21 protein-coding genes and 1 CRISPR repeat array are annotated in these 22,741 nt (G+C 29.7%); of the genes, 3 read left to right on the forward strand and 18 right to left on the reverse strand.

Annotated features, from left to right (window positions below; all coding sequences use genetic code 11):
- Positions 1-226: 226 nt before the first annotated feature.
- The 16 genes from BN2087_RS00700 to BN2087_RS00770 form a co-directional block, all read right to left on the reverse strand.
- Complete coding sequence (locus tag BN2087_RS00700; protein ID WP_049689984.1) at positions 227-1,450, reverse strand: IS110 family RNA-guided transposase; 1,224 nt, start codon at positions 1,448-1,450, stop codon at positions 227-229.
- A gap of 372 nt (positions 1,451-1,822) precedes the next feature.
- Positions 1,823-2,833 (reverse strand): sigma-70 family RNA polymerase sigma factor, encoded by a 1,011-nt coding sequence (locus BN2087_RS00705; protein ID WP_049689985.1) that lies wholly within the window; start codon positions 2,831-2,833, stop codon positions 1,823-1,825.
- A 94-nt stretch (positions 2,834-2,927) separates the two neighbouring features.
- The gene (locus BN2087_RS00710) at positions 2,928-3,452 is read right to left on the reverse strand and encodes an NYN domain-containing protein (protein ID WP_049689986.1); all 525 of its coding nucleotides are present in this window, start codon (positions 3,450-3,452) and stop codon (positions 2,928-2,930) included.
- Positions 3,439-4,152, reverse strand: coding sequence for a 23S rRNA (guanosine(2251)-2'-O)-methyltransferase RlmB (rlmB, locus tag BN2087_RS00715; protein ID WP_049689987.1), 714 nt, complete (start codon positions 4,150-4,152; stop codon positions 3,439-3,441). The genes BN2087_RS00710 and rlmB overlap by 14 nt, the downstream gene beginning before the upstream one ends.
- Positions 4,152-5,570, reverse strand: coding sequence for a cysteine--tRNA ligase (cysS, locus tag BN2087_RS00720; protein WP_049689988.1), 1,419 nt, complete (start codon positions 5,568-5,570; stop codon positions 4,152-4,154). The genes rlmB and cysS overlap by 1 nt, the downstream gene beginning before the upstream one ends.
- Before the next feature lies 1 nt (position 5,571).
- A complete protein-coding gene (gltX, locus tag BN2087_RS00725) occupies positions 5,572-7,053 on the reverse strand; it encodes a glutamate--tRNA ligase (protein WP_049689989.1) in 1,482 nt (493 codons plus the stop codon).
- 271 nt (positions 7,054-7,324) lie between these two features.
- Positions 7,325-8,206: a radical SAM protein gene (locus BN2087_RS00730; protein WP_049689990.1), complete on the reverse strand. Its 882-nt coding sequence runs from the start codon at positions 8,204-8,206 to the stop codon at positions 7,325-7,327.
- Between the two features lie 4 nt (positions 8,207-8,210).
- Positions 8,211-9,221 (reverse strand): threonine aldolase family protein, encoded by a 1,011-nt coding sequence (locus tag BN2087_RS00735; RefSeq protein ID WP_049689991.1) that lies wholly within the window; start codon positions 9,219-9,221, stop codon positions 8,211-8,213.
- Positions 9,222-9,420: 199 nt separating this feature from the next.
- Positions 9,421-11,493, reverse strand: coding sequence for a heavy metal translocating P-type ATPase (locus BN2087_RS00740; RefSeq protein WP_049689992.1), 2,073 nt, complete (start codon positions 11,491-11,493; stop codon positions 9,421-9,423).
- A gap of 1 nt (position 11,494) precedes the next feature.
- Positions 11,495-11,836, reverse strand: coding sequence for a DUF6110 family protein (locus tag BN2087_RS00745; RefSeq protein ID WP_049689993.1), 342 nt, complete (start codon positions 11,834-11,836; stop codon positions 11,495-11,497).
- A 182-nt stretch (positions 11,837-12,018) separates the two neighbouring features.
- Complete coding sequence (locus BN2087_RS09055) at positions 12,019-12,210, reverse strand: hypothetical protein (RefSeq protein ID WP_102198204.1); 192 nt, start codon at positions 12,208-12,210, stop codon at positions 12,019-12,021.
- Positions 12,211-12,234: 24 nt separating this feature from the next.
- Positions 12,235-14,385 (reverse strand): ferrous iron transport protein B, encoded by a 2,151-nt coding sequence (gene feoB, locus BN2087_RS00750; RefSeq protein WP_049689994.1) that lies wholly within the window; start codon positions 14,383-14,385, stop codon positions 12,235-12,237.
- Positions 14,386-14,610 (reverse strand): FeoA family protein, encoded by a 225-nt coding sequence (locus BN2087_RS00755; RefSeq protein ID WP_049689995.1) that lies wholly within the window; start codon positions 14,608-14,610, stop codon positions 14,386-14,388.
- A 1-nt stretch (position 14,611) separates the two neighbouring features.
- On the reverse strand, positions 14,612-14,830 hold the full coding sequence (locus BN2087_RS00760) for a FeoA family protein (protein WP_049689996.1): 219 nt from the start codon (positions 14,828-14,830) through the stop codon (positions 14,612-14,614).
- 644 nt (positions 14,831-15,474) lie between these two features.
- A complete protein-coding gene (locus BN2087_RS00765; protein ID WP_049689997.1) occupies positions 15,475-16,341 on the reverse strand; it encodes a DegV family protein in 867 nt (288 codons plus the stop codon).
- A 113-nt stretch (positions 16,342-16,454) separates the two neighbouring features.
- The gene (locus tag BN2087_RS00770) at positions 16,455-16,964 is read right to left on the reverse strand and encodes an AI-2E family transporter (protein WP_049689998.1); all 510 of its coding nucleotides are present in this window, start codon (positions 16,962-16,964) and stop codon (positions 16,455-16,457) included.
- A gap of 93 nt (positions 16,965-17,057) precedes the next feature.
- On the opposite strand from BN2087_RS00770, the gene BN2087_RS00775 reads away from it, so the two are divergent.
- The 3 genes from BN2087_RS00775 (at position 17,058) to BN2087_RS00785 (ending at position 20,026) form a co-directional block, all read left to right on the forward strand.
- Positions 17,058-18,104: an endonuclease/exonuclease/phosphatase family protein gene (locus BN2087_RS00775; RefSeq protein ID WP_049689999.1), complete on the forward strand. Its 1,047-nt coding sequence runs from the start codon at positions 17,058-17,060 to the stop codon at positions 18,102-18,104.
- Positions 18,105-18,315: 211 nt separating this feature from the next.
- A complete protein-coding gene (locus BN2087_RS00780; protein ID WP_049690000.1) occupies positions 18,316-18,828 on the forward strand; it encodes a nitroreductase family protein in 513 nt (170 codons plus the stop codon).
- A gap of 418 nt (positions 18,829-19,246) precedes the next feature.
- Positions 19,247-20,026 carry a Cof-type HAD-IIB family hydrolase gene (locus BN2087_RS00785; protein WP_049690001.1) on the forward strand — a complete coding sequence of 260 codons (780 nt, stop codon included), beginning with the start codon at positions 19,247-19,249 and terminating at the stop codon, positions 20,024-20,026.
- A gap of 349 nt (positions 20,027-20,375) precedes the next feature.
- Positions 20,376-21,322: a CRISPR direct-repeat array (repeat unit 31 nt; unit sequence ATTTCAATACATCTAATGTTAGTAATCAACA).
- A gap of 134 nt (positions 21,323-21,456) precedes the next feature.
- Here BN2087_RS00785 and cas2 read toward each other — a convergent pair.
- Complete coding sequence (cas2, locus tag BN2087_RS00790; protein WP_049690002.1) at positions 21,457-21,738, reverse strand: CRISPR-associated endonuclease Cas2; 282 nt, start codon at positions 21,736-21,738, stop codon at positions 21,457-21,459.
- Positions 21,738-22,736: a type I-B CRISPR-associated endonuclease Cas1b gene (cas1b, locus tag BN2087_RS00795; RefSeq protein ID WP_049690003.1), complete on the reverse strand. Its 999-nt coding sequence runs from the start codon at positions 22,734-22,736 to the stop codon at positions 21,738-21,740. Before cas1b ends, cas2 begins: the two co-directional genes overlap by 1 nt.
- Between the last annotated feature and the right edge of the window lie 5 nt (positions 22,737-22,741).

The raw sequence follows: 22,741 nt of genomic DNA on the forward strand, positions 1-22,741 counted from the left end.
TTAATAATTCATTAATGATTTAAAAATAAAATTACTCTAAAACCCATCTCGACTAAGTGAGTGAAACGAACGCATGGAGAGATCTCATGAGATTTCTCCGCTCGTTGCACTCGGTCGAAACCTGCTAGGAAAAATCAAGTCTTTTTTTTAAAAAAAATCAAATAATTTTATTACTAAATTTGACCATAGGAAATAAGCCCTCTTGTTTGGGCTTTTTTTCTATTTTTTATGCAGCTTTTTGTAATTCTTCCTTGTTTTTTTCCTCCATTACTTTTGCATAATATATTCTTAAAAACTTGTTTATTCCTGCTATGTTTGATACTTTTTTTGCCTTGCCTTCTCTTTCTTTTTTTATTATATATTTATATACTGGATTGGTTTCATCTTTTGCTTTTTTCATACATAATATTGTCATGTATAGTACTTTTCTTAGTATTGGATTTCCTCTTTTGGATATTTTTCTTTGTTTTGCACTAAAGTTTCCTGATTGATATGGTGGTGAATCTATCCCTGCAAATGATATTAGACTTTTCTTGTTTTTGTATTTTCTTATATCTCCTATTTCTGCTGTTATTTGTAGTGCTAATTTTTCTCCTATGCCTGAAAATTCTTTTGCTATTTTGTATTCTTCTAATTCTGTGGCGATTTCTTTCATTTGTGATAGAATATTATTGAGAGTTTTGTTTATTACTCTTAGAAATTCAATTGAGTCTAGGACATTCGCATCTATTTTTGAATTACTAGATGAGATTGTTGGGATTGATTCTAAGGCATTTTGGTAAATGGTTATTGCTTTTTGTGCGTTTGGATGATATCCCTTTTTATTTGCCCATTTTTCATAATCATTTACAAATTGATCTTGACTTCTTTTTAATATCTTTTCACTATTTGACCATCTTTCTACAAAGTCTATTAGTTTATCTTTTTGATAGTTACCATTTGCATGGGGGATTAGTTTTTTTAGTCCTGGATGTCTTTTTTCTATTTCTTTGTCTAGATAGTTTAAGTGATTTATTCTTATCTTTTGGTAATGTTGATAGGATCTGTTTAATTGTTTTAATCTTACATATTCTTCTTTATCTTCTTTGTACTCTATTAGATCATTCCAGTTCATTAAACCATACTCAGCTATGTGTATGGCATCTTTTTTATCTGTTTTTACATTTCTAAAACTTAAGGCTTGGCAAAATCTTTTCATTTTTAATGGATTTATTACACTTACAAAAAATCCTTCATTTACTAAACTAATTAAGATAGGAATATGATAAATTTCTGTTGCTTCCATAACTATTTTTAAATCAGATCCTAATGATTTGATTTTATTAATTAATTTATTTACATCATTTTTTACATGGTAAATCTCAAATGGTTTAAAAATGACTTCTTTTCCAAATCCTAAGGCTGCAACTGTACTTTTAGATTTTGATACATCAATTCCTATTGAAATCATAAATACCTCCAATAAATTTTTACCTACCTACACAATTATCCACTCAGTTTAGCTCGTTACACGGGTGTATTAACCCAACCTGCTTAATCGAATTCTTGATAATGAAAGGTAGCGGACTGTTTCGAGTACGGGTGTGTTATCCCAAATGGGCTGCGTCCGTTACCTTCATTATATTAAAAAAAGTGCAGGTAGAAAGTTTTTTCTACTTACACTTTTATGGTACTAAATGGGAAATTTTTTAGTTTGTCAACAGTCTGAATCATACTTTTTTTAGTCTGATTTTTTTATTTTTATCTAATTATTTTTTTATTTTTTAGAATTTTTCTATTCCGCGGGTAAATATTAAAAACGTGCCACCGGCACGTTTTTAAGCTAGTCTTGATCGCTGTATTGTTTTAATTTTCCTAGGGCTTGGTTTTCTATTTGTCTGATTCTTTCTCTTGATAGGGAATAGATTGTTCCTATTTCTTCTAGGGTTTTTGGTTTTTCGTTGTCTAGGCCATATCTGTAGATTATTATTTGTTTTTCTCTATCTGATAATTGGTCTAGGGCTTTCATTAGGAAATCTTCCATATCCTTTTTTAGGATTTGATCATCTACCGGGATTGAATCGTCTCCTACCATATCCATTAGCTCATCGCCTGTTGAATCTTCTGAATCTAAATTTATATTTAGGCTTGTAGAATTTACTTGGTTTCTGTTTATCAAAAATAAATCGTCAGCTTGTTTTTTGTCGATTCCTTCTTGTTTTAAAATTTTGTATAATTCTTCTTCGCTTGCTTCTGGATTTGCTTTTAATATTTGTTTTAATTTGTTTAATTTTAAATATTTTCCAGCTGGTATTCTTATTGTGTGGCCTTCTTTGTTGATTGCTTTTCTTATTGCCTTGTCAATCCACTTGTAGGCGTAGGTTGTAAATTTGTATCCTAATGTTAGGTCAAATTTCTCTGCTGCTCTTATCATTCCAAGCATTCCTGATTGGACTAAATCTTCAAGCTCAAGATCGTTTCCATGTGAGCGATAAAAATATGATGCCCTACTTCTTACTAGTCCTTGGTTTTTGTCTACCAAGGCTCCTAGGGCATTTTGATTTCCTTCTTGAAATTGTTCTACAATTTGCTCGTTTGTTAAATCTGAAAGCCTAATTATATCGCTTCTTTGCCTTGCGACTAGGGAATTTTTTATTTTTTTCCTGTCTTCTTCATCTTTATATTCATCTTCTTCCAGCTCTTCGTCTTCCAAAAACTGGTCGAATTCTTCTTTTTCGTCTTCTGTCAGCCCCTTATAAATTTTTTGGGCTTCTTTTTGATCAATTTCATCTTCATCAAAGAAATCTTTAAATTTTTCAAAGATTTCTTCGTCATTAAAATTTATTTTATCCATATAACCACCATAAATTTGGTCTGCCTAAACAGCCAAGTTCTTATAAAAATGATTTTAATTTTTATAAACCGAATTTATCTACCTTTACCATTATTTATTTTTCCAAGTCTTTTTTTATATCATCAAGTTTTTTTATTACGTGATCTGATAAGGGAAATTGCTTGAAATTATTTGAAAAATCTTTTTTTTGACTTCTCTTTATTTTTACCCTTTTATTTAAAAGATCATTCCTAAGCTCAAGGGCAGTAATCCTGCTTGCCCCTCTTTCAAAAGCAAGTGATTGGACTTGCCCATCGTCGGTTACAACTTTTACATTGTGACGACGTGCGTATTTGTTGGTCATTTTTTCAATGTAAGTGTCTGCTGTTTGAAATTTTTTGGTATAGACTATCTCTACTCCTAATTTTTCAAATATATTTTCTTTTTCACCATCTGAATTGTAGGCATCAAAAACCACGACTACTTTTTCGTTTGAAAGAGATGCGTATTCTGCCATCTCGTCTATTAATTTTTCACGAGCAAGCTCTAGGGAATTTTCTTTCATATGATTTAATTCAGGCCAAGAATTTATTATGTTATAGCCATCAACATAGGTTATATTTTTTTTAGTTAAAGCCATTTTGTCTTAGACTTTCATAGATTGCAATTGCACTTGCTACCGATGCGTTTAATGAATTTATTTTGCCAAGCATGGGTATTTTTATTAGTCCATCGCAATTTTCTCTTACAAGTCTTGAAAGTCCCTTTCCTTCATTGCCAACAACTAGGGCAATTTTTCCTCTAAGATCTGTTTGGGTTATATCGCCATCCGCTTCTCCAGCTAGTCCATAAACCCAAAAATTTTCATTTTTTATTTCTTTTATGGCCCTATTTATATTTTTAACCATGGCTATATCAATGTTGTTGATTGCTCCTGCACTTGTTTTGTAAACTGTTGAGTTTACTTTTGCAGATCTTCTTTCTGAAATTATTATTCCATCAAATCCAAAGGCCTCTGCACTTCTAATTATTGCACCAAGATTGTGAGGATCTTCTATTTGATCTAAAATCATTAGTCTTTTTTTATCTTTTAAATCATCAAGGTCCTTGTATTTGTAATCTTCTACTTCGATTTCAACACCTTGGTGGTTGCCAGAAATTTTTGAAAAATATTCCTTGTCTTCATAAAATATTGGCACATTTTCTTCTTCTAATTTATTTATAATTTTATCAATCAGTCTGTGATTTTTGCCCTTGTTGTCCAAAATATGAGCTTTTTTTATATTTTCACCTGCATCAATGGTTTCAAGTACAGATTTTCTTCCATATATACTCGCCATTACTTAAGCTCCCACTTGGTTCCTTCTCTGGTATCTTTGATTAAAATTCCCATTTCAGAAAGTTTGTCACGAATTTGGTCAGCTTTAGCAAAATCTTTTGCTTTTTTCGCTTCTTTTCTCTCATCAATTAGTTTATTTATCAAATCTTCATCGATAGAATCGTCTGTTTTTTTCCTATTTTCTATACCAAGTACATCTTCAAGTTTTATAAATAAAGCTCTAGTTTTTTCTACAAATTCTTTTGAAGAATTTTCATCTAGTTTGGTATTGGCAAATTTTGAAATTTCAAATAAAACTGTAAGGGCATCTGCAGTGTTTAGGTCATCATCCATTACTTTTCTAAAATTATTTTCAAAATTATCAAGCTCTTTTACTAAATCTTTTTCTTCGTCTTTTAAATTTCCACTAGTTTTTTCTAAAAGATCATCCATCCTAAATTTAGCATTGTTTAATCTTTCTAGGGAATTTTTGGCTTGTTCAATAATTTCTCTTGTGAAATTTATCGGAAGTCTATAACCTGCAGACAAAAGCCAAAATCTTACAACCATAAGGTCGTATTCTTTTTTAATATCGTGTAGGGTAAAGAAATTTCCCAAAGACTTGCTCATTTTGGTTCCATCAACTTGGATCATGCCGTTGTGCATCCAATAATTTGCAAATTTTTTGCCTGATCTTGTTTCTGATTGGGCAATTTCATTTTCGTGGTGAGGAAATTGTAAATCTTCTCCACCAGCATGAAGGTCGATTGTCTCTCCCAATAATTTTTTGCTCATGGTTGAACATTCTATATGCCAGCCCGGTCTACCCTTGCCCCAAGGAGAATCCCAAGAGATTTCTCCTTCTTTTTTTGTAGCTTTCCAAAGGGTAAAATCCATAGGATTTCTTTTTTTGCCCTTGTCCTTATCATCTAATCTGTTTGATGCGCCTTCTCTTAAATCTTCAATATTTTTTCCTGAAAGATGTCCATAATCTTTTGCTTTTGAAATATCAAAATAAACATCTCCTTCCGATTCATAAGCACAATCCTTATCCACCAATTCTTTTACAAATTCTATAATATCGTCCATAGTTTCTGTAGCTTTTGGGTGGATGGTGTGCTCTTCGTCAAGATTTAAATCTTTTGCATCTTCCATATAAGCTTTTATATACTTATCTGTAACTTCCTTAGTTGATATCTTATCTTTTATGGCCTTATTTATAATTTTATCGTCAACATCTGTAAAATTTACAACGTATTTTACGTCGTTACCAAGATATCTTAAATATCTTCTCATTGTATCAAAAATTACCAAAGGACGGGCATTTCCTATGTGCATATAATCATAAACAGTTGGGCCGCATACATACATTCTTACCTTGTTTTCATCGATTGTCTTAAAATCTTCTTTTTTTCTTGTGAATGTATTATATATTTTCATCTTAAAAATTTTCCTTAACGTAATTTAATCTGTCGATCATTTTTTCCTTGCCCATAATAACAAAGGCATTTACAAGTTCTGGTCCGTGAACATTTCCTGTAAGTCCTGCCCTAACTGGGAACCATAAATTCTTTCCTTTTATTCCAGTTTCTTTTTGGATAGATTTCATTATGGTTTTTGCAAAATCAAGATCAACTTCATCAACTTCTTCAAGCTTTCCAATAAAGGCATCAAATAAAGTTTTAGCCTCATCAGTTTTTATAGCTTCAACAGCTTCATCAGTCCATTTCATATCTTTATCATCTACATAATAAACATATGCCTCATCCTTGATGTCAGAAAATTTATCGATTGCTGATTGCCAAGTTGCTGCAAGAAGATTTAATTTTTCTTCTGGATAATCTTCGCCGAAAAATCCTGCTTCAATACAATATGGTTTTATGGCAGCTGCCAAATCTTCAACGCTCATTTCTCTTACATAATGACCATTAACCCAATCAAGTTTTCTTACATCAAAAACTGCTCCGGTTTTATTTACCCTATCAAAAGTAAATTGGTCAGCAAGTTCTTTCATTGTAAAAATTTCTTCTTCACTATCAGGTGACCAACCCAAAAGAGCTAAATAATTTATTAATCCTTCTGGTAAATATCCTCTTTCGATGAAATCTTCAACCATTCCATCTCCATTTCTCTTAGAATATTTTTTGTGATCTTTATTTAAAACTGTAGGAAGGTGGATATATTCTGGAGCTTCCCATCCAAAAGCTTGGTACAAAAACACGTGTTTTGGAGTTGAAGAAATCCATTCGTCCCCTCTTACAACGTGAGTGATTCCCATTTCGTGATCATCAACAATAACTGCAAAATGATAAGTTGGATATCCGTCTTCTTTTATCAAAACTTGGTCGTCCATATCATTTGTATTAAAAGTGATTTTTCCCTTAATCCTATCTTCAAAAGAAATATCTGTATCTTTTGGAAGTTTTAATCTTACTGTATATTTTTCACCGTTTGCAATTTTTTCTTTTGCCTCTTCCAAAGTGAGTGAACGGCAAAGTCCATCATATTTTGGAGTAAGTCCATCAGCTTTTTGTCTTGCTCTTAAATTATCAAGTCTTTCCTTTGAGCAAAAGCAATAATAAGCCTTGCCTTCTTCGATTAATTTTTCAATATATTTATCATAAATTCCAGCCTTAACCCTATCAGATTGAATATAAGGGCCAAAGTCTCCTTTTTCAGTAACTTGACCATTTTCGTCAAGCATAACACCTTCGTCAATTTCAATTCCTGACCATTTTAAAGTCTTCAATAAATTTTCCAAGGCTCCTTCAACAAATCTGGTTCTGTCTGTATCTTCAATTCTTAAAAGCATTTTTCCACCAGTATGTCTTGCATAAAGGTAATTAAAAAGTGCTGTTCTAAGTCCACCGATGTGGAGGTAACCTGTTGGTGATGGTGCAAATCTAACTCTTGTTTCTGTCATAAGTCCTCCTTAAAAATATTACTTTTATTATATAATATCTTGACTAATTTATAAACTTATATTTTTTTCAAAATTTTTCGTAAATTTATATAAAAATAACGAAAAGTAAAGGGAGTGCAAAACTCACTCCCTCCCAAATACTGCTTTTATTCTAGCATAAAATATAAATTTTTTCAAGATTTATTATTAATTATAAGGATTTATATAAAAATTTTATTTTTGAATTTTTTTTAAAATTTTCAGAAAATAAAAAAGGCTATTAGAAAAATTTCTAAATAGCCCTGCCCATATTTTTTGAATCTAAAATTTTTTCATCTAAATTTTCCAGGGCCTCTTCTAATTTTTTTATCATTTTTTCTTTGTTTCTCATGTGAGATGTTACTTTTACCAAATTTACTATATGGCCTGATGAGTAGAGGACGTCTCCTGGAACATCTAGATTTTTTAATAATTCTATTTGCTCTTCTAGGTTTTCTCTGTTTGTTGTCTCTTTAAAATTTCCTTCTTCTCTCATTTTATATAATTTTGATCCTTTTTGAACGTCTGTGCTCATTATAAAAATTCCTATTGGTGGATAGAAATTTAAAAATTTTGCTGTTTCTCTTGCGTTTTCTTTTGAATTTCCATTTCCTGCAACTCCTTGCATTACTATAGCGTTGTAGGTCATATTTGCATATTTCATTTTCTCTATCCCTTTTTTATAATCATCAAGGTATGCTCCCTTATCAAGCCAGTCTAGGACTTTTTGATTTCCTGTTTCTACTCCAAACCAAAGTTCATTGTAGCCTTTTTCTCTTAAGAGTTTTAAATCTTCTTTGGTTTTATTTTTTAAATTATAAAAACTTGCGTAGGAAGTTATTGTTTTTACTTCTGGAATATATTTGTGGATTAAATCTGCAATCTCTACTAATTTTTCTGTTGATAGTACAAAGGGATCTCCGTTTAATAAATAAATTCTTTCGATTGGCCTTGGATAGGTCATGGAAATTTCTAAAATATCACTTTCTACATCTTTTATAGGAGAAATTCCAAAATTTGTCATATGATACATGGTGCAAAAGGCGCACTTGTTGTGGGAACAGCCGTAAGTTACTTCCAAAAGTGGTGTGTAGGCCTCAAGTGGTGGTCTATAAACTTGTCCTGTGTAATGCATAATACTAAATCCTTTCTAAAAATTCTTCGATTTCTTCTTCTTTGCTCTTGTAGGTTGTTACAAATCTTGCAACAAATTTATCTTCTCTTTTTTCTCCCACTTCAAAATAAGCAAATTCTTCCCATTTTTTTATATCTTTATCTGAAATTTCTAGGAAAACTTGGTTTGATTCAAATTTATAGGCAAGTTTGTAGCCTTTTTCTTCAAAGCCTTTTGCCAATTTTTCTGCCATTTTGTAGGCTTTTTTTGCTCCTTTTATATACAAATCATCTTGGAAGAGTCTTTCAAACATAATTCCTGTGATAAATCCTTTGGCAAGCATAGCTCCCTTCTGTTTTTGCAAATTTCTAAAATTTTTCTTCAAATTATCATTTACAATTACAAGGGCTTCGCCAAATATAAGTCCATTTTTTGTTCCCCCAAAATAAAAAATATCGCAAAGCTTGGTCAAATCTTTAAATTTTAGATTAGATTTTTCATTTGCCATGGCGTGTGCTAGTCTTGCCCCGTCCATAAATAAATATAAGTCGTGTTTTTTACAAAAATCGTAAATCTCTTCCAAATCTTTTTTACTGTAAAGTGTTCCAACTTCTGTTGTGTTTGATATATAAACTTTTCTTGGAACTGTGTGGTGTTCGTTGGTAAAAGATTTATATTTTTCTTCCAATAATTTTTTTGTGATCTTTCCGTCCTTTGTTGGAATTGTTTCAATTTTTATTCCACAAGCCTCGATTGCTCCTGCTTCTTGATCTTCAATATGTCCACTTGTTGCAGAAATCACTGATTCTTGTGGCAACATTCCTACACTTGCCCCAAGAATATTTGCTCCTGTTCCCCCGTGGATAAAATAAATATCAACATTTTCATCTTCTAATTTTTCTTTAATCAATTTTTCAGCATTTTTGCTGTGATCATCAACCCCGTATCCTGGATTTATTTGGTCAAGATTTTCTTTTATAGCATCTAAAATTTCTGGATAACAAATATCAGAATAGTCATTTCTAAAATTAAACATAAATTCTCCTTATAAAAACCGATTGTCTTACTCCCATCATACATTTTTCATAAGTTTTTTCCATTTTAAAATTTACAACTATCACTTTGTTAGTCTAATTTAATTCCTAGCATTTCTTTACTTTTAATATTTTAAAAATTTTATTTACTAATTAATTAAATTTTCTCAAAGAAAAAACCAAAGCTTAAACTTTGGTTTTTTATATTTTATATTTTTTCATATTATCGCTTGCTATTGCAACTGTTGATATATTGTGCAAGAGAGCTGATTGGGTATTTGTTATAAATGAACCCAAACCTAGGCCAATTAATAATGTATTAAAGGCAATTATTTTTTCATAATCACTTCTTACTCTCTTGTCAACACTTCTTGAAAGTTTTATAAGATCGACCAATTCTTTTAATGAATCAGTTTTTATTGAAACATCAGAAATTTCTTTCGCAAGATCTGCTCCTTTTGACATAGAAATGCCCACATCTGCTTGGGATAGGGCGATTGAATCATTGACTCCATCTCCAATCATAATTACTTTTCTTCCCATATCTTTCATTTTTTTGATATATTCTTCCTTATCTTCTGGAAGAACTTGAGATTTATAAAAATCTAGGTCAAGTTTCTTGCTTACAGCCCTTGCAGAATTTTCATTATCTCCCGTTAACATAGCAATATGAGTAAAGCCTAATTTTCTAAGATTTGAAACAGTTTCTTTTGCATCTTTTCTAATCGGATCATCTATACACAAAACTGCCAACAATTTATTGTCAAATGCCATAAACAAAAGTGAATATTCTTCTTTTAATGAATTAATTAAATCACCTTGGTCAGGACTTATTTTTATTCTTTCATCTTCCAAAATAAAATGTTCACTACCAATTAAGGCTGGCTTTCCATCAATTGTAGATTTAATTCCATGAGCCATAATATATTCTGGTTTTGAATGCATTTCTTCGTGGTTAAGATTTTTTTCCTTGGCTTTTTTTACAACCGCTCTTGCAATTGAATGTGGGAAATGTTCTTCAAGGCAAGCTGCAATTCTTAGTGCCTCATCTTCATCAATATCAAAAGAAATTACTCTTTTAACTTCTGGCTCTGACTTTGTCAAAGTTCCCGTTTTATCAAAAATAATGGTATCTGCCTTGGCTATACTTTCAAAATATTTTCCACCCTTTACAAGCATATTTTCATCCCCAGCTTGGCTAATTGCTTTCATATATGCTATTGGAATTGTAAGTTTTAAGGCGCAAGAATAATCAACCATCAAAAATGATTTTGCCTTTATAAAATTACGAGTTAATAAATATGTTAGGCCTGCACCAATAAAGGAATATTTTACCAAAGAATCTGCCATAGATTCTGCCTTTATTTGTGCCAAAGATTTATTTTTCTCGCTATCTTCAATTAATTTTATAATATGATTTAACCTAGAATCATCATATTTTTTCTTAGATTTTACAAGAAGGTCTCCTTCTTCAAGGACAGTTCCTGCAAAAACTGAAGATTTTTCATTTTTTTCTACAGCCTTAGCTTCTCCAGTAAATGAAGATTCATTCACCATTCCAAAGCCTTCAACAACTTCTCCATCAACAGGAATTGTTGTTCCCATAGAAACATAAATCAAATCACCAACTTCAACTTCTTTTAAGTGTTTGAAAACTTTTTTGTCCCCATCTTTTACTAAAACTTGGTCTACATTAAGAGCAAGGGAAGATTTCAAATTCAACCTTGATTTTTTCAAAGTATAATCTTCAAGCTCTTCTCCTAAGGATAATAGGGCCATAATACTTGCTGCATCTGCAAATTGTCCAGTCACAATTGAAACTGAAATCGCACTTGCATCCAAAAGAGCAACATCCATTTTTCTATTTTTCAAAGATTTTAGTCCCTCTTTTACAAAAGGATAAGCCCTTAAAATTGTAAAAAATGGCCTAAGTGGCATTGGCATAATTTTCCCAAAAATTATTCTCTTGTATGCCGCATTTCTTAGGATATGGAAAATTGATTTATCAACTTGTGGAATAAAATCTGCATCATCTATTTCAAAATCATCTAAACAAGCAAGATCAAAATCAAGAATAAATCTTGCAATATCTTCAATATAATCCTCATCATATTTCACAATAATAGACTTTGAAATAGGAGAAATTTCACAAGTTTTTACACCTTTTAACTTTTCGATTTTGTACTTTAATTTGTTAACGTTAGATTCTTTAAGATAATCTTCAAATAAAAATCTAGACCTACCTAAGGTTCTAGCCTTTATAGACGCTCTCATCCTAATCCTCTTTAGCTTCTTCTTTTAAATCTTCCTTTATTTCTTCTTTTATTTTTTCTTCAGCTTCTTTTTTAGCTACATTTTCAATATCAAGATTTGCCTTTGCTTCAGCTTCAAGTCTTTCTTCGATTTCGTTTTTTACTTTAGCCTCTGCAACAATATCATCAGTTGTAAGCTTAATATTTTCTACAGTTTTATCAACTGCTCCCTTAGCCTTTAGTCCTTGTTGAACTGTAGCTACTGCAGCTTTTTTTGCAAATTTTGATGTAAGAATTTTTCCACCAATTGCTCCTGCTAATACTCCTGCGCCTGCACTTAATATTTTTTTGTTTACCTTAATCATCTCTTCCTCCTATGATTTTAAAATAATTATATCAATTCTATTCTAGCAAAATTTTTTATATTTTAAAAGCTAAAATTTTGATAGTTACAAATAGCTAAAAATATAAAATCTAAAATTTTATATTCTAAAAAGAAGACCTTCGCAAATTTATTTTTTGCAAAAGTCCTCCTTTTAAAAAACAATCAGTCACAATATGGGCATGATTTCTTTTTTGTTTTTTCTTTTTTGCTATGGCAAGTATCTGATGAACAAGAACTTTTTTGTGCACAATCCTTGCATCCAAAATTTGATCCTTCTTTTATAAATCTTGTATAGACAATATAAGAGCAAATGCCCAATATTACTAGCAAAAATATCCATGATTGTAAGTTCATAAAATCATCCCTTTCTATTTTTTACTATTTTCTAGCTAAATTTAGTTTATAAGTTCTCTTTTCTTCTTTATATTTAACAGGTCTAAATATTAGATATAAGATTCCTGCCAAAACTATTAAAGAAAGTATTGTCATTATTGAAAATTGTTTGTAAACAAAGAAGTTTGCTAAATGATAGAAAACAAAGGCAATAGCATAGGCATATGTCATTTGATATCCTATTGCAATTAAAGTCCATCTATTGTTTTTCATTTCTGTTTTTATAGCTCCAACTGCTGCGAAACATGGCATACAAAGCATATTGAAAAGTAAGAATGAATATCCAGCAACTGGTGTTCCTATAGCTTGGTTGAAAGCTGTAATTAATTGTCTATTTGTTTCATTAAGATCTGCTCCTATTCCAAGAACAACACCCATTGTTGAAACTACATTTTCTTTTGCAACAAATCCAGTAATTGTTGCTACTGCTGATTGCCATTGTCCAAATCCTAATGGTTTAAATAAAACTGCTAAATATCCACCTAAAACTGCAAGTATTGAGTTTTCTGATTCAGCTTCTACCAATTTAAATGAGAAGTCGAAGTTTGATAAGAACCAAATAATTATAGATGAAACTAAAATTATTGTTCCAGCTCTTTTTACAAAGCTCATTCCTTTATTAAACATATCTCTTAAAACTGAAGTAACTCTTGGTGCGTGATATGGTGGAAGTTCCATAACAAATGGAGCTGGATCTGATGCAAAGTCTTTAAATTTCTTTAAAATAATTCCAGAAATTATTACAGAAAGTATTCCTACTATATAAAATGAAAATGTCACCAAAGCTTGGTTTTCTTTGAAAAATGCTCCAGCGATTAAAGCTATTACAGGAAGTTTTGCAGAACATGGCATGAAAGATGTAGTCATAATTGTAATTCTTCTATCTCTTTCATTTTCAATTGTTCTTGATGATTGGATTCCAGGAACTGAACAACCTGTTCCTATCATTACTGGTATAAATGATTTTCCAGAAAGTCCAAATTTTCTAAATACCCTATCCATTACAAAGGCAACTCTTGCCATGTATCCTATATCTTCAAGAATTGAAAGTAGAGCAAATAATACTAGCATTTGTGGTAAAAATCCAAGTACAGCACCAACTCCTGCTATGATTCCGTCTGTTGTAAGTCCAACTAAAACGTCACTAATTCCGATATTTGTTAGAAAATCTGCTACTGCTGGTGTCATTGTGTCTTCAAAAAATCCATTTACAACATCAGTCGCCCCAGTTCCTAAAGTTGAAATTGCTATATAATAAATTACAAACATTACAAGAGCGAAAATTGGAAGTCCCAAAATCCTATTTGTAACTATCTTATCGATTTTATCAGTTGTTGAAAGCTTTGGTGGAGCTTTCTTTAAAACTTTTTCTCCAACTTCTCCAAGAGCTTCATATCTTTCAGTAGTTACAATACCTTCAGCTACGTCATCTTCTATTTTTTCAAAATCTTCTCTTATCTTATTAATATTTTCTTTCTTATCAGATGATAAAGAAATATTTCCAAACATATCCTCATCATTTTCAAAGGCCTTGATTGATAAATATCTTTCAAGTTTAGAATCAACAGATCCAGAAATTTCACTAGAAATTTTTTCCAAAGCTTCTTCTAATTCTCCAGAATATTTTAAAGGATTTGGTAAAGATAATTTATTTTCTGATTTTACAATCTCATTGATTAAGTCCTTTGTACCTTGTTTTTTGCTAGCAACAATTTCTACAACAGGACAACCTAAAATTTTAGAAAGATTATCTTTATCAATAACATCGCCGTTTGATTTAACAATATCCATCATGTTCAAGGCAATAATTGTTGGAATCCCAAGTTCAATTAATTGGCTTGTAAGATATAAATTTCTGATAAGATTTGATCCATCAACAAGATTTACAATTAAATCTGGTCTTTGATCAACTAAATATTCCCTAGAAACTACTTCCTCCATTGTATAAGGAGAAAGAGAATAAATTCCTGGTAAGTCTTGGATAATAATATCCTTGTGTCCTTTTAATTTTCCCTCTTTTTTATCAACTGTAACCCCTGGCCAGTTTCCAACCCTTTGGCTTGAACCTGTTAGTTCATTAAAAAGAGTTGTTTTTCCTGAGTTAGGGTTTCCAGCTAAAGCAACTGTATAAACCATCTATTCCTCCACTATAATATTTTTTGCATCTTCTTTTCTAATACTTAACTCATAACCACGAAGATTTACTTGAATAGGATCACCCAATGGGGCAATTTTTCTTACATAAACCTCAGTTTTTTTTGTGATGCCCATATCCATAATTCTTCTTATGGTTGCGCCATCACCCTTAATTTTTTTTATAACGGCAGTTTCGCCTACCGCTACATCTCTTAAAGTTCTCATCTTATATCTCCCTTACGTATATTCTTTTTGCTAAGTCTTTATTAAGTGCATATTTGCTATTATCTACCATGATAATATAATTAACACCATCAAAGAAAAATAATTTAACTTTTTTCCCCTTTACAAAACCTAAATTTGAAAGGTGAGTTTTTATTTCATCATTTCCTGCTATTCTAATAACTTCTGCTTCTTGATCATTATTTAATAATGTAATTGGCATATATTCCTTCTTTCTATATCCTTGCTATTTATTTTCTATTATTTCAAATTGATTATAATTATATGGTCTTTTATAATAATAGTCAATATCAGCGATTATTTAAAAAAGCTATCAGTTTAAGCTAAACTGTGAAATATTTTTATAAGTTATAAAAGAATAAAAATTATGTAAAATACTGATAAAAATTATCATTATTACGAGAATATTATACAATGAAACCCCGATAATGAATATCATTATATTGGTTTTAATTTTTTAAATTTGAAATATATATAAAATATTTTTGTAATCAAATGTTTTCTTTTTAAATTTCGTCTACTAGATCCAATAAAAGCCAAAAAATTCAAATTTTACTTTTAAAAATAATCATAATAATTTTTAAATTTAATACAAAATAGGTCAAATCTAGACTTATTATAAGGATTTTTGTATAAATTTTTATAAAAAAATCACCTCGATTTTTACAAATCGAAGTAATCAATAATTACTTATTTTTATAGAATTAAAAAATATTTCTTTTTTAATTTTACAAAATAAAAACTCCAAGAAATAAACTGAAAATTATTATTTAAAATGTTATTTTTTCTATTTCTTAAGAGTTTAAGCTTAAAATTTTATTTTGATTTTATCATTAGAAAATTTTATTAATCAGCTGGAAAAACTGAACAAACTATAACCCCATTTCCCAAATGAACTCCTATAACTGGAGTGATGTCGATCACATCAAATTTTTCCGCTTTCTCTATCTCTTCTTTTAATCCTTCTTTTAAAATTTCTATTTCCTTATCACTATCTCCCCCACCAATTATAAGATGGTAGGAAGGATATTTTTTGCATAAATCTTTTAAATATTCTATAAAAAGTTTGTAGGATTTTTTCTTACCCTTAACTTTTTTTATAATCTTGATTTCCCCATCTTCTATACATAAAATTGGGGAAAATGAAATAAGATTTGCAAGTTTTGCTATGGTTTTTGGAAGTCTTCCCCCACGAGAAAGGGCATCAAAATTATTTACAACTCCACTTACATTACAATATTTTAAATTTTCCTTAGTTTTTTCTACTATAAAATCTAAATCATAACCTTCTTTTGAAAGTTCAGCCGCCTTTATTATTGGATAAATTGCTGCAGTTGTAGCTGTATCAGTGTCAATAATTTCAATCTTAACATCATCTTTGTCAGACGAAAAAATTTCTTTTGCCAAATTCATCATTTGGTTCATTCCTGAAAATTTCTTGGTCATAGAAAAACCTATAAAATTTTTATAACCCTTGTCATACTCCTCTTGCAAAATTTCCAAAAAATTACCAATCGACGGCGTTGAGGTCCTTACCCTATCCTTGCTTTTCTTAAATTTTTTAAAAAATTCTTTCCTAGAAATATCTACTAGGTCTATGTAAGATTCGTCTTTAAAATGTATATTAAAAGGAAGAATTTTTATTTCATATTTATTTGCCAAATCAAGATCGATATTGCATCCTGAATCTGCTATTATTTTTACATTCTTCATATTAACTCCAATTTATATATTATTTACCATTAATTAAATATATATATTTTTCAATTTATAATTACAACTTTTTATCACTATACTTTTATCATTTCTTAAAACAATTTTTATAATTAATTTTCCTGCTCGTTTGAAACTTTTTTATTTTTTTCAATATCAAAAGCCTCTTTAACTTCAAAAAATACTCCAAGCATCAAAGAAATAATTGATCCGACAAGAGCCCCAAGCCCTGGAGAAAATATCAACATGGAAATTCCTGTAATTAATATAGTGAAAATCGGCTTTAATCCAACAGATTTTCCCATAAATATGGGTCTAAGTATTTGATTTACTAAAAAAGTCAATACAAATAAAATTGCAAGTCCTATAGAAAGTCTAAGATTTCCCATCAAAAATAAAATCACAGACCAAGGAAGAAGAATAATTCCACTTCCCAAAAATGGCAAAAGATCTACTAGGGCTATCAAAAAAGCTATTAGGATAAAATATTTAATTTTAAAAATGCCAAGGCCTATTGCCAAAATAACAAAATTTATTACAGATGTAAGCAAAAGAGCTCTGATCAAATCTTTTAAAGCAAGACCAGTCGCTTTCAAATATCTTTTTAAAAATTCTTTTTTCATTTTTCCTTCCTTTATATATAAGAAAAATTAGGGTATCTATATTATACTAAAAATAAATTTTTGGGCAATTTGCCAAAATACAAGAGGTGAAATATGAAAAAAGCAATAAAAATAATCTTTTCAATTTTAGGAATTTTTCTTTTAGGATTTTTAATACTTTTGTCCTATCTTTGGATAAGAGAATATAGGCCAGAAAAGATTGAAAATGTAAAGGTGAAAGGGCTGGGTGAAAAAACTCCAGAAATTGGTAAAAAATACAAAATAATGACTTGGAATATTGGCTACGCTGGCCTTGATAAGGATACGGATTTTTTTATGGATGGAGGAAAAATGGTCTTTCCAATAAACAAAAATCACGTGGAAAAATCCCTAGATCATATAATAAAATCAAGCAAAAAAATTGACGCCGACATCAAATTTTTTCAAGAAGTAGATATAAATTCAAAAAGAACCTACCATATAAATCAAGTAGAAAAACTCAGAAAAATTTTGGGCGGAAATACAACTTTTGCCCTAAATTTCAAGACGGATTTTATTCCATATCCAATCCCACCAATGGGAAAAGTTGAATCAGGAATAATGACCCAAAGTGATTTTAAAATAAAAAAATCAAAAAGATACCAACAAGAAATCCCCCACAAATTCCCAACAAGGCTGGTAAATCTAAAAAGAGCCTTCAATCCATCATATATTGACATAAAAAATTCCGACAAAAAACTTGTCATAGTAAATGTCCATCTTGATGCCTACGAATCCGGAAACAAAGGAAGAGTTGCCCAAACAAAAGAAATAATAAATTTTGTAAACAAAGAATACAAAAAAGGAAATTACGTCATAGTTGGAGGAGATTTCAACCAAGAACTTACAGGAATTTACAAAAAATTGCCAGAAGGAATTTGGAATCCGAGTCCTTTCCCAAAAAAATTTCTTACAGAAAATATAAAATTATACTTTGATAAAAACGGGAAAACATCAGTAGTAAACGATAAGCCCTACACAGGAAAAGACGCCTACCTTTCAACAATAGACGGATTTTTGGCAACAGACAATATAGAAATAAAAAATATCAAAACTCAAACACAAGAAGATTTCCAATACTCCGACCACAATCCGGTTGTTATGGAATTTATTTTGAAATAAGAGAATAAAATTTTTACAATTTTATTTAAAATTAAACCAAGAGATTTCTCGACTTTGCTCGAGATGAGGTTTGGATTATATTTAAATATTACTAAGGTGATTTCAAATTAGAAAAGTAATTAATTATTAACATTTATTGAATTGAAATAATATAAGCAATTTCATCATAATATTGGGTAAGTTTATAAAAATAATAATTAGAGTAGGTTTTATGGACTTTATTGAACTTGTTAAAAGTCGTTATTCTTGTAAAAATTTTAGTGAAAAAGAAGTAGAAAAAGAAAAGCTTGACCTTATTCTTGAGGCTGGAAGGCTTGCTCCTACCGCCAAAAATATGCAAATTCAAAGAATTTACGTAGCAAAGTCGGATGCGGCCCTTAGAAAAATTGATGAGCTTACTCCTTGTAGGTACAAGGCTCCTCTTGTTTTGCTTGTGGCTTTTGATGAAAGCGAAGCTTTTGTTTATCCCGGTGAAAAATACAATTCAGGAGTTGAAGATGCGACAATAGTAGCAAGTCACATGGTCTTGGCAGCAGCTAGCCAAGGGGTTGATTCATGTTGGGTGAATTTTTTTGATCCAGACAAGGCTCACGAGAAATTTTCATTGCCAAAAAACGAAAAAATCATCGCCATGATTGATTTGGGCTATAAAAACGAAGGAGTAAAACCTTTAGAAAATCATAATAAACGTAAGAATATCGAAGAAACTGTAAGATTTATTTAAAAAATTCGATTTTAAGATACAGAATAATTTTTCTGTATCTTTTTATTTTAAAAATACGATAAAAATCAAAAATAAGCTCCTATAATATGGCAAATTTTTTTATGTTATAATATAAATGATTATATTTATTACTGTAGAAAAATTAATTATGATATTTTTAAAAAATAAAAAGTGATTATAGAGCGTATTGAGTATGCATATAGAAAAGGTTAGGAGAAATAATGAAGAATATAAAAATCGTGTTCTTTGATATGGTAAATGGCTTAAAAGTTTGCCAGTGGCAAAGTTTTAAGCCATTTAACCCGCGAAACTTAATACATAAAAAAATTTTGCAAAATAAATAATTAGGATATTTTGAAAAATATAAAGTGATAGTAGAGCGTGTTGAGTAGGCATATAGAAAAGATAAGGAGAAAAGATGAAAAAAATAAAGATAGTTTTTTTCGATGTGGACGGCACCCTTGTGCCTCTTGATAAGGATGATATTTCAGAAAAGTCGGCTTTTGCTTTGAACAAGCTTAAAGAAAAAGGAATTAAAATTTGCGTTGCGACAGGTAGAGCGCCAATTCAACTTCCAAAATTTAGGGGGATTGATTTTGATATTTATTTAAATTTCAATGGATCTTTAGTTTTTAATGAAAACGAAGATATTTACAAGAATCCCCTTTCAAAAAAAGATGTATTTACCCTACTTGAAAACGGAAAATCTATGGATAAGCCTTTGGCTGTTGCAAGCAAGGAAATTTATGCTTGTAATGGGACAAATCCCGATTTGGAAGAATATTTTTCCTTTGGAGGAAGTCAGCCAGAAGTTTATAAAAATTTTGAAGAATTTATAGAAAATGAAAAAATCTACCAAGCAATTTTACCAATAAAAGAAAATGAATACGAAAGAGCCATGGACAATGTTTTGACAACAAAAATCGCAGCTTGGTGGGACAGGGCAGTAGATTTGATTCCAAAAAACGGCGGTAAAGGAAGAGCAATCGAAGAAGTTTTGTCATTTTATGATATAAAAAAAGACGAATGCATGGCTTTTGGTGATGGAAACAATGATTTGGAAATGTTTGAATCCGTAAAATACGGAATTTCTATGGAAAACGGATCAGATGATTTAAAAAATATTTCCTATGATGTGTGTAAAAGCGTAGATGATGATGGGATTTATTATTATTTAAAGGAAAAAGGATTGATTTAGTTGGTTTTGTGGTGTAAATATTTTTATTATAGAAATTAAAAAAATTCAAAATCAATTACGATTTCAAATTTTGATATAAATAAAATTTTCAATATTTTTACAACAAAAAAGGTCTTGATGTTAATTTATATATCAAGATCTTTTTATTGATTATAATTGAGATTTTATGGATTTTTGATACTATCTATAAGATTATTTATTGGATTTCAAAATTTTTCTTGCATTTTCTTATGAAATATACCAAATCGATAATATTAGGGATTTTTATTATTTATTGATAAAATATCTCTAAATAAAATAATTAGTTCGACTCCTTTATCCCGCACCAAATCAAAAAATTTGGAAACACATTTCAATACATCTGATGTTATTAATCAACCTTACAGTTAAAGTTTTATAAGGATAGTCCTAATAATTTCAATACATCTAATTTTATCAATCAACGTTGACACTATAAAATCACTTGCATTATTATAGCGTATTTCAATACATCTAATGTTATCAATCAACGCCTTTAAAGCTTGCTGAAAAGATTTCTGGAGATGAATTTCAATACATCTAATGTTATCAATCAACCTATGGCACTATTCAGATTTTTAAAAGCTCCCTTTATTTCAATACATCTAATGTTAGTAATCAACAGAAAAGCTGAATATACGCCAGATTTTAAATATTAATTTCAATACATCTAATGTTAGTAATCAACATAATAAGATTAAAAATATATCATCATCTAGCTTATTTCAATACATCTAATGTTAGTAATCAACCAAAATTTGGGGGTCTAGGGGGGGCCCCGTATTTATTTCAATACATCTAATGTTAGTAATCAACAGAAATAAGGATTTTTTGAAGCAAAAAGAAGTCTAATTTCAATACATCTAATGTTAGTAATCAACATTTGAAGCATTAGAAAAGGCACCATTCTAATGGAAATATTTCAATACATCTAATGTTAGTAATCAACAAGTTATAAGCAAATATTAGATTTTGCAGAAATAAAATTTCAATACATCTAATGTTAGTAATCAACGGAGTGGGACAAAGTATCCACTATGATAGTGTATAATTTCAATACATCTAATGTTAGTAATCAACCCTACCAACATCAAAAGAAACTGAAGAATATTCAATTTCAATACATCTAATGTTAGTAATCAACATAGTGAAAATGCTGATGTACAGTTTATGAAATTTATATTTCAATACATCTAATGTTAGTAATCAACAGACGGCACAAGCGAGGGAGCCGATGGAATTATAGAATTTCAATACATCTAATGTTAGCAATCAACCAATATAAAATACACATTTTAAATATACATCCCATCAATATATTACCCATTTTATGAGATTTTTTGATTTTTTACCAGCTATTTCTATTTTTTTCTTTTCTTTGTTTTTTCAAATTATTTTATTTTCGCTGGTAATTATATTATTATATCTTCTTCTAGTGATTTGTATTTTCCTATTGTTTCTTCTTCGAAAGTTTCTTTGTTGTACATTTTTATTATTGTTACAAAGTCTTCTTCTTTTTTTATTGTCTTTTCAATTTCTCTTTCTAGAGCAATAATTTTTGATGGGCTTATTTCTCCTCTAAATACTGAATTTTGGTGGTGATTTAAATATTTTTTGCAGACTTTAAATACCTTGTTTACTCTTTTTTCTCCAACATCATAGAATAGAAATATATAATTGTAATTTTTTGCCACTAATATTTCCTTTCTAATAAATAAGGTTCGAATTCTTTGTCTTCTAGTATATATTTTATTAATTTGTAGCAATCTAGCTTTATTTGTGTTTGATAGCTTACATTTCTTTTTAATTTTTCATTTTTAAATTTTGTTTCTATTCTTTTTTCAAAGGCTGCTATAAATATTTTCTTACCCTCATCGTTTAGGATACAATAATTTTGCTCTTTTAAAAAATGATCTTCTACTCTAATTTTTCTATTATTTACTAAATCAAAAATTGTTTTAAATACTAATATTGGCTTGAACGCCTCGCACATATCTAAGGAAAGAGAAAATCTTGATTCACTCGGCTCGTGCAAATAACTTATAGCTTGATTTAAGTGTGTCCTGTAGATTGCTGTTATTGTTTTTGTGTATAGAAGTGAATTTCCAAATGATATTAGGGCATTTATCGGGTTATCTGGAGGTCTTCTTACTCTTTTGTTTAAAATAAAATCTTCATTTAGAAAATATTTGAAAGAATCATAAAATCCTTGCCAAATTTTTCCTTCTATATATAAAATTTGTTTTATGTCATTTGATTTTTCAAGCTCATTTAGAATTTCATTTTTTAAATAATCAAGGAAAGTTTTCACTTCTTTTTTGTCATGTTTATAGTAGTGATATAGGACTTGATAAATATTTTTCCCTATGGCTTCTACTATTTTTTTAGCTATTTCTATTCTTTTTTCTTTGTAGGCTTCTACTTGTTTTACCAAGAGTTTTCCGCTTATATATTTTTCTCTTGTATAAAATGTTCCCGAATAGTTTCCGTAATAATTGAAAAAATGTAGAACTATATGCTTACTTGCAAGAAAATCTAATAATTTTGTATTTATTGTCGTCTCGCTTAGTATGTAAAGCTCTCTTATGCTTTCTATGGGTATATAAATATTTTTTCCATTTACCCTATAAACTAAAGAATTATCTTTTCTTTTTATTTGTCCATCTGTTAAAAGATATTTTGTTTTTCCCATATTTT

The sequence above is a fragment of the Anaerococcus jeddahensis genome, from assembly GCF_001182725.1.
GTDB lineage: Bacteria > Bacillota > Clostridia > Tissierellales > Peptoniphilaceae > Anaerococcus > Anaerococcus jeddahensis.

What these genes read in the sequence shown, in the direction of transcription:
- BN2087_RS00700 (WP_049689984.1), bottom strand. Translation starts at nt 1,450, where the DNA reads ATGATTTCAATAGGAATTGATGTATCAAAATCTAAAAGTACAGTTGCA.
- BN2087_RS00735 (WP_049689991.1), bottom strand. Translation starts at nt 9,221, where the DNA reads ATGTTTAATTTTAGAAATGACTATTCTGATATTTGTTATCCAGAAATT.
- BN2087_RS00765 (WP_049689997.1), bottom strand. Translation starts at nt 16,341, where the DNA reads ATGAAGAATGTAAAAATAATAGCAGATTCAGGATGCAATATCGATCTT.
- BN2087_RS00730 (WP_049689990.1), bottom strand. Translation starts at nt 8,206, where the DNA reads ATGCATTACACAGGACAAGTTTATAGACCACCACTTGAGGCCTACACA.
- BN2087_RS00775 (WP_049689999.1), top strand. Translation starts at nt 17,058, where the DNA reads ATGAAAAAAGCAATAAAAATAATCTTTTCAATTTTAGGAATTTTTCTT.
- BN2087_RS00755 (WP_049689995.1), bottom strand. Translation starts at nt 14,610, where the DNA reads ATGAGAACTTTAAGAGATGTAGCGGTAGGCGAAACTGCCGTTATAAAA.
- BN2087_RS00740 (WP_049689992.1), bottom strand. Translation starts at nt 11,493, where the DNA reads ATGAGAGCGTCTATAAAGGCTAGAACCTTAGGTAGGTCTAGATTTTTA.
- BN2087_RS00785 (WP_049690001.1), top strand. Translation starts at nt 19,247, where the DNA reads ATGAAAAAAATAAAGATAGTTTTTTTCGATGTGGACGGCACCCTTGTG.
- BN2087_RS00760 (WP_049689996.1), bottom strand. Translation starts at nt 14,830, where the DNA reads ATGCCAATTACATTATTAAATAATGATCAAGAAGCAGAAGTTATTAGA.
- rlmB (WP_049689987.1), bottom strand. Translation starts at nt 4,152, where the DNA reads ATGGCGAGTATATATGGAAGAAAATCTGTACTTGAAACCATTGATGCA.
- BN2087_RS00745 (WP_049689993.1), bottom strand. Translation starts at nt 11,836, where the DNA reads ATGATTAAGGTAAACAAAAAAATATTAAGTGCAGGCGCAGGAGTATTA.
- cas1b (WP_049690003.1), bottom strand. Translation starts at nt 22,736, where the DNA reads ATGGGAAAAACAAAATATCTTTTAACAGATGGACAAATAAAAAGAAAA.
- feoB (WP_049689994.1), bottom strand. Translation starts at nt 14,385, where the DNA reads ATGGTTTATACAGTTGCTTTAGCTGGAAACCCTAACTCAGGAAAAACA.
- BN2087_RS00705 (WP_049689985.1), bottom strand. Translation starts at nt 2,833, where the DNA reads ATGGATAAAATAAATTTTAATGACGAAGAAATCTTTGAAAAATTTAAA.
- gltX (WP_049689989.1), bottom strand. Translation starts at nt 7,053, where the DNA reads ATGACAGAAACAAGAGTTAGATTTGCACCATCACCAACAGGTTACCTC.
- BN2087_RS00770 (WP_049689998.1), bottom strand. Translation starts at nt 16,964, where the DNA reads ATGAAAAAAGAATTTTTAAAAAGATATTTGAAAGCGACTGGTCTTGCT.
- BN2087_RS09055 (WP_102198204.1), bottom strand. Translation starts at nt 12,210, where the DNA reads ATGAACTTACAATCATGGATATTTTTGCTAGTAATATTGGGCATTTGC.
- cysS (WP_049689988.1), bottom strand. Translation starts at nt 5,570, where the DNA reads ATGAAAATATATAATACATTCACAAGAAAAAAAGAAGATTTTAAGACA.
- BN2087_RS00780 (WP_049690000.1), top strand. Translation starts at nt 18,316, where the DNA reads ATGGACTTTATTGAACTTGTTAAAAGTCGTTATTCTTGTAAAAATTTT.
- BN2087_RS00710 (WP_049689986.1), bottom strand. Translation starts at nt 3,452, where the DNA reads ATGGCTTTAACTAAAAAAAATATAACCTATGTTGATGGCTATAACATA.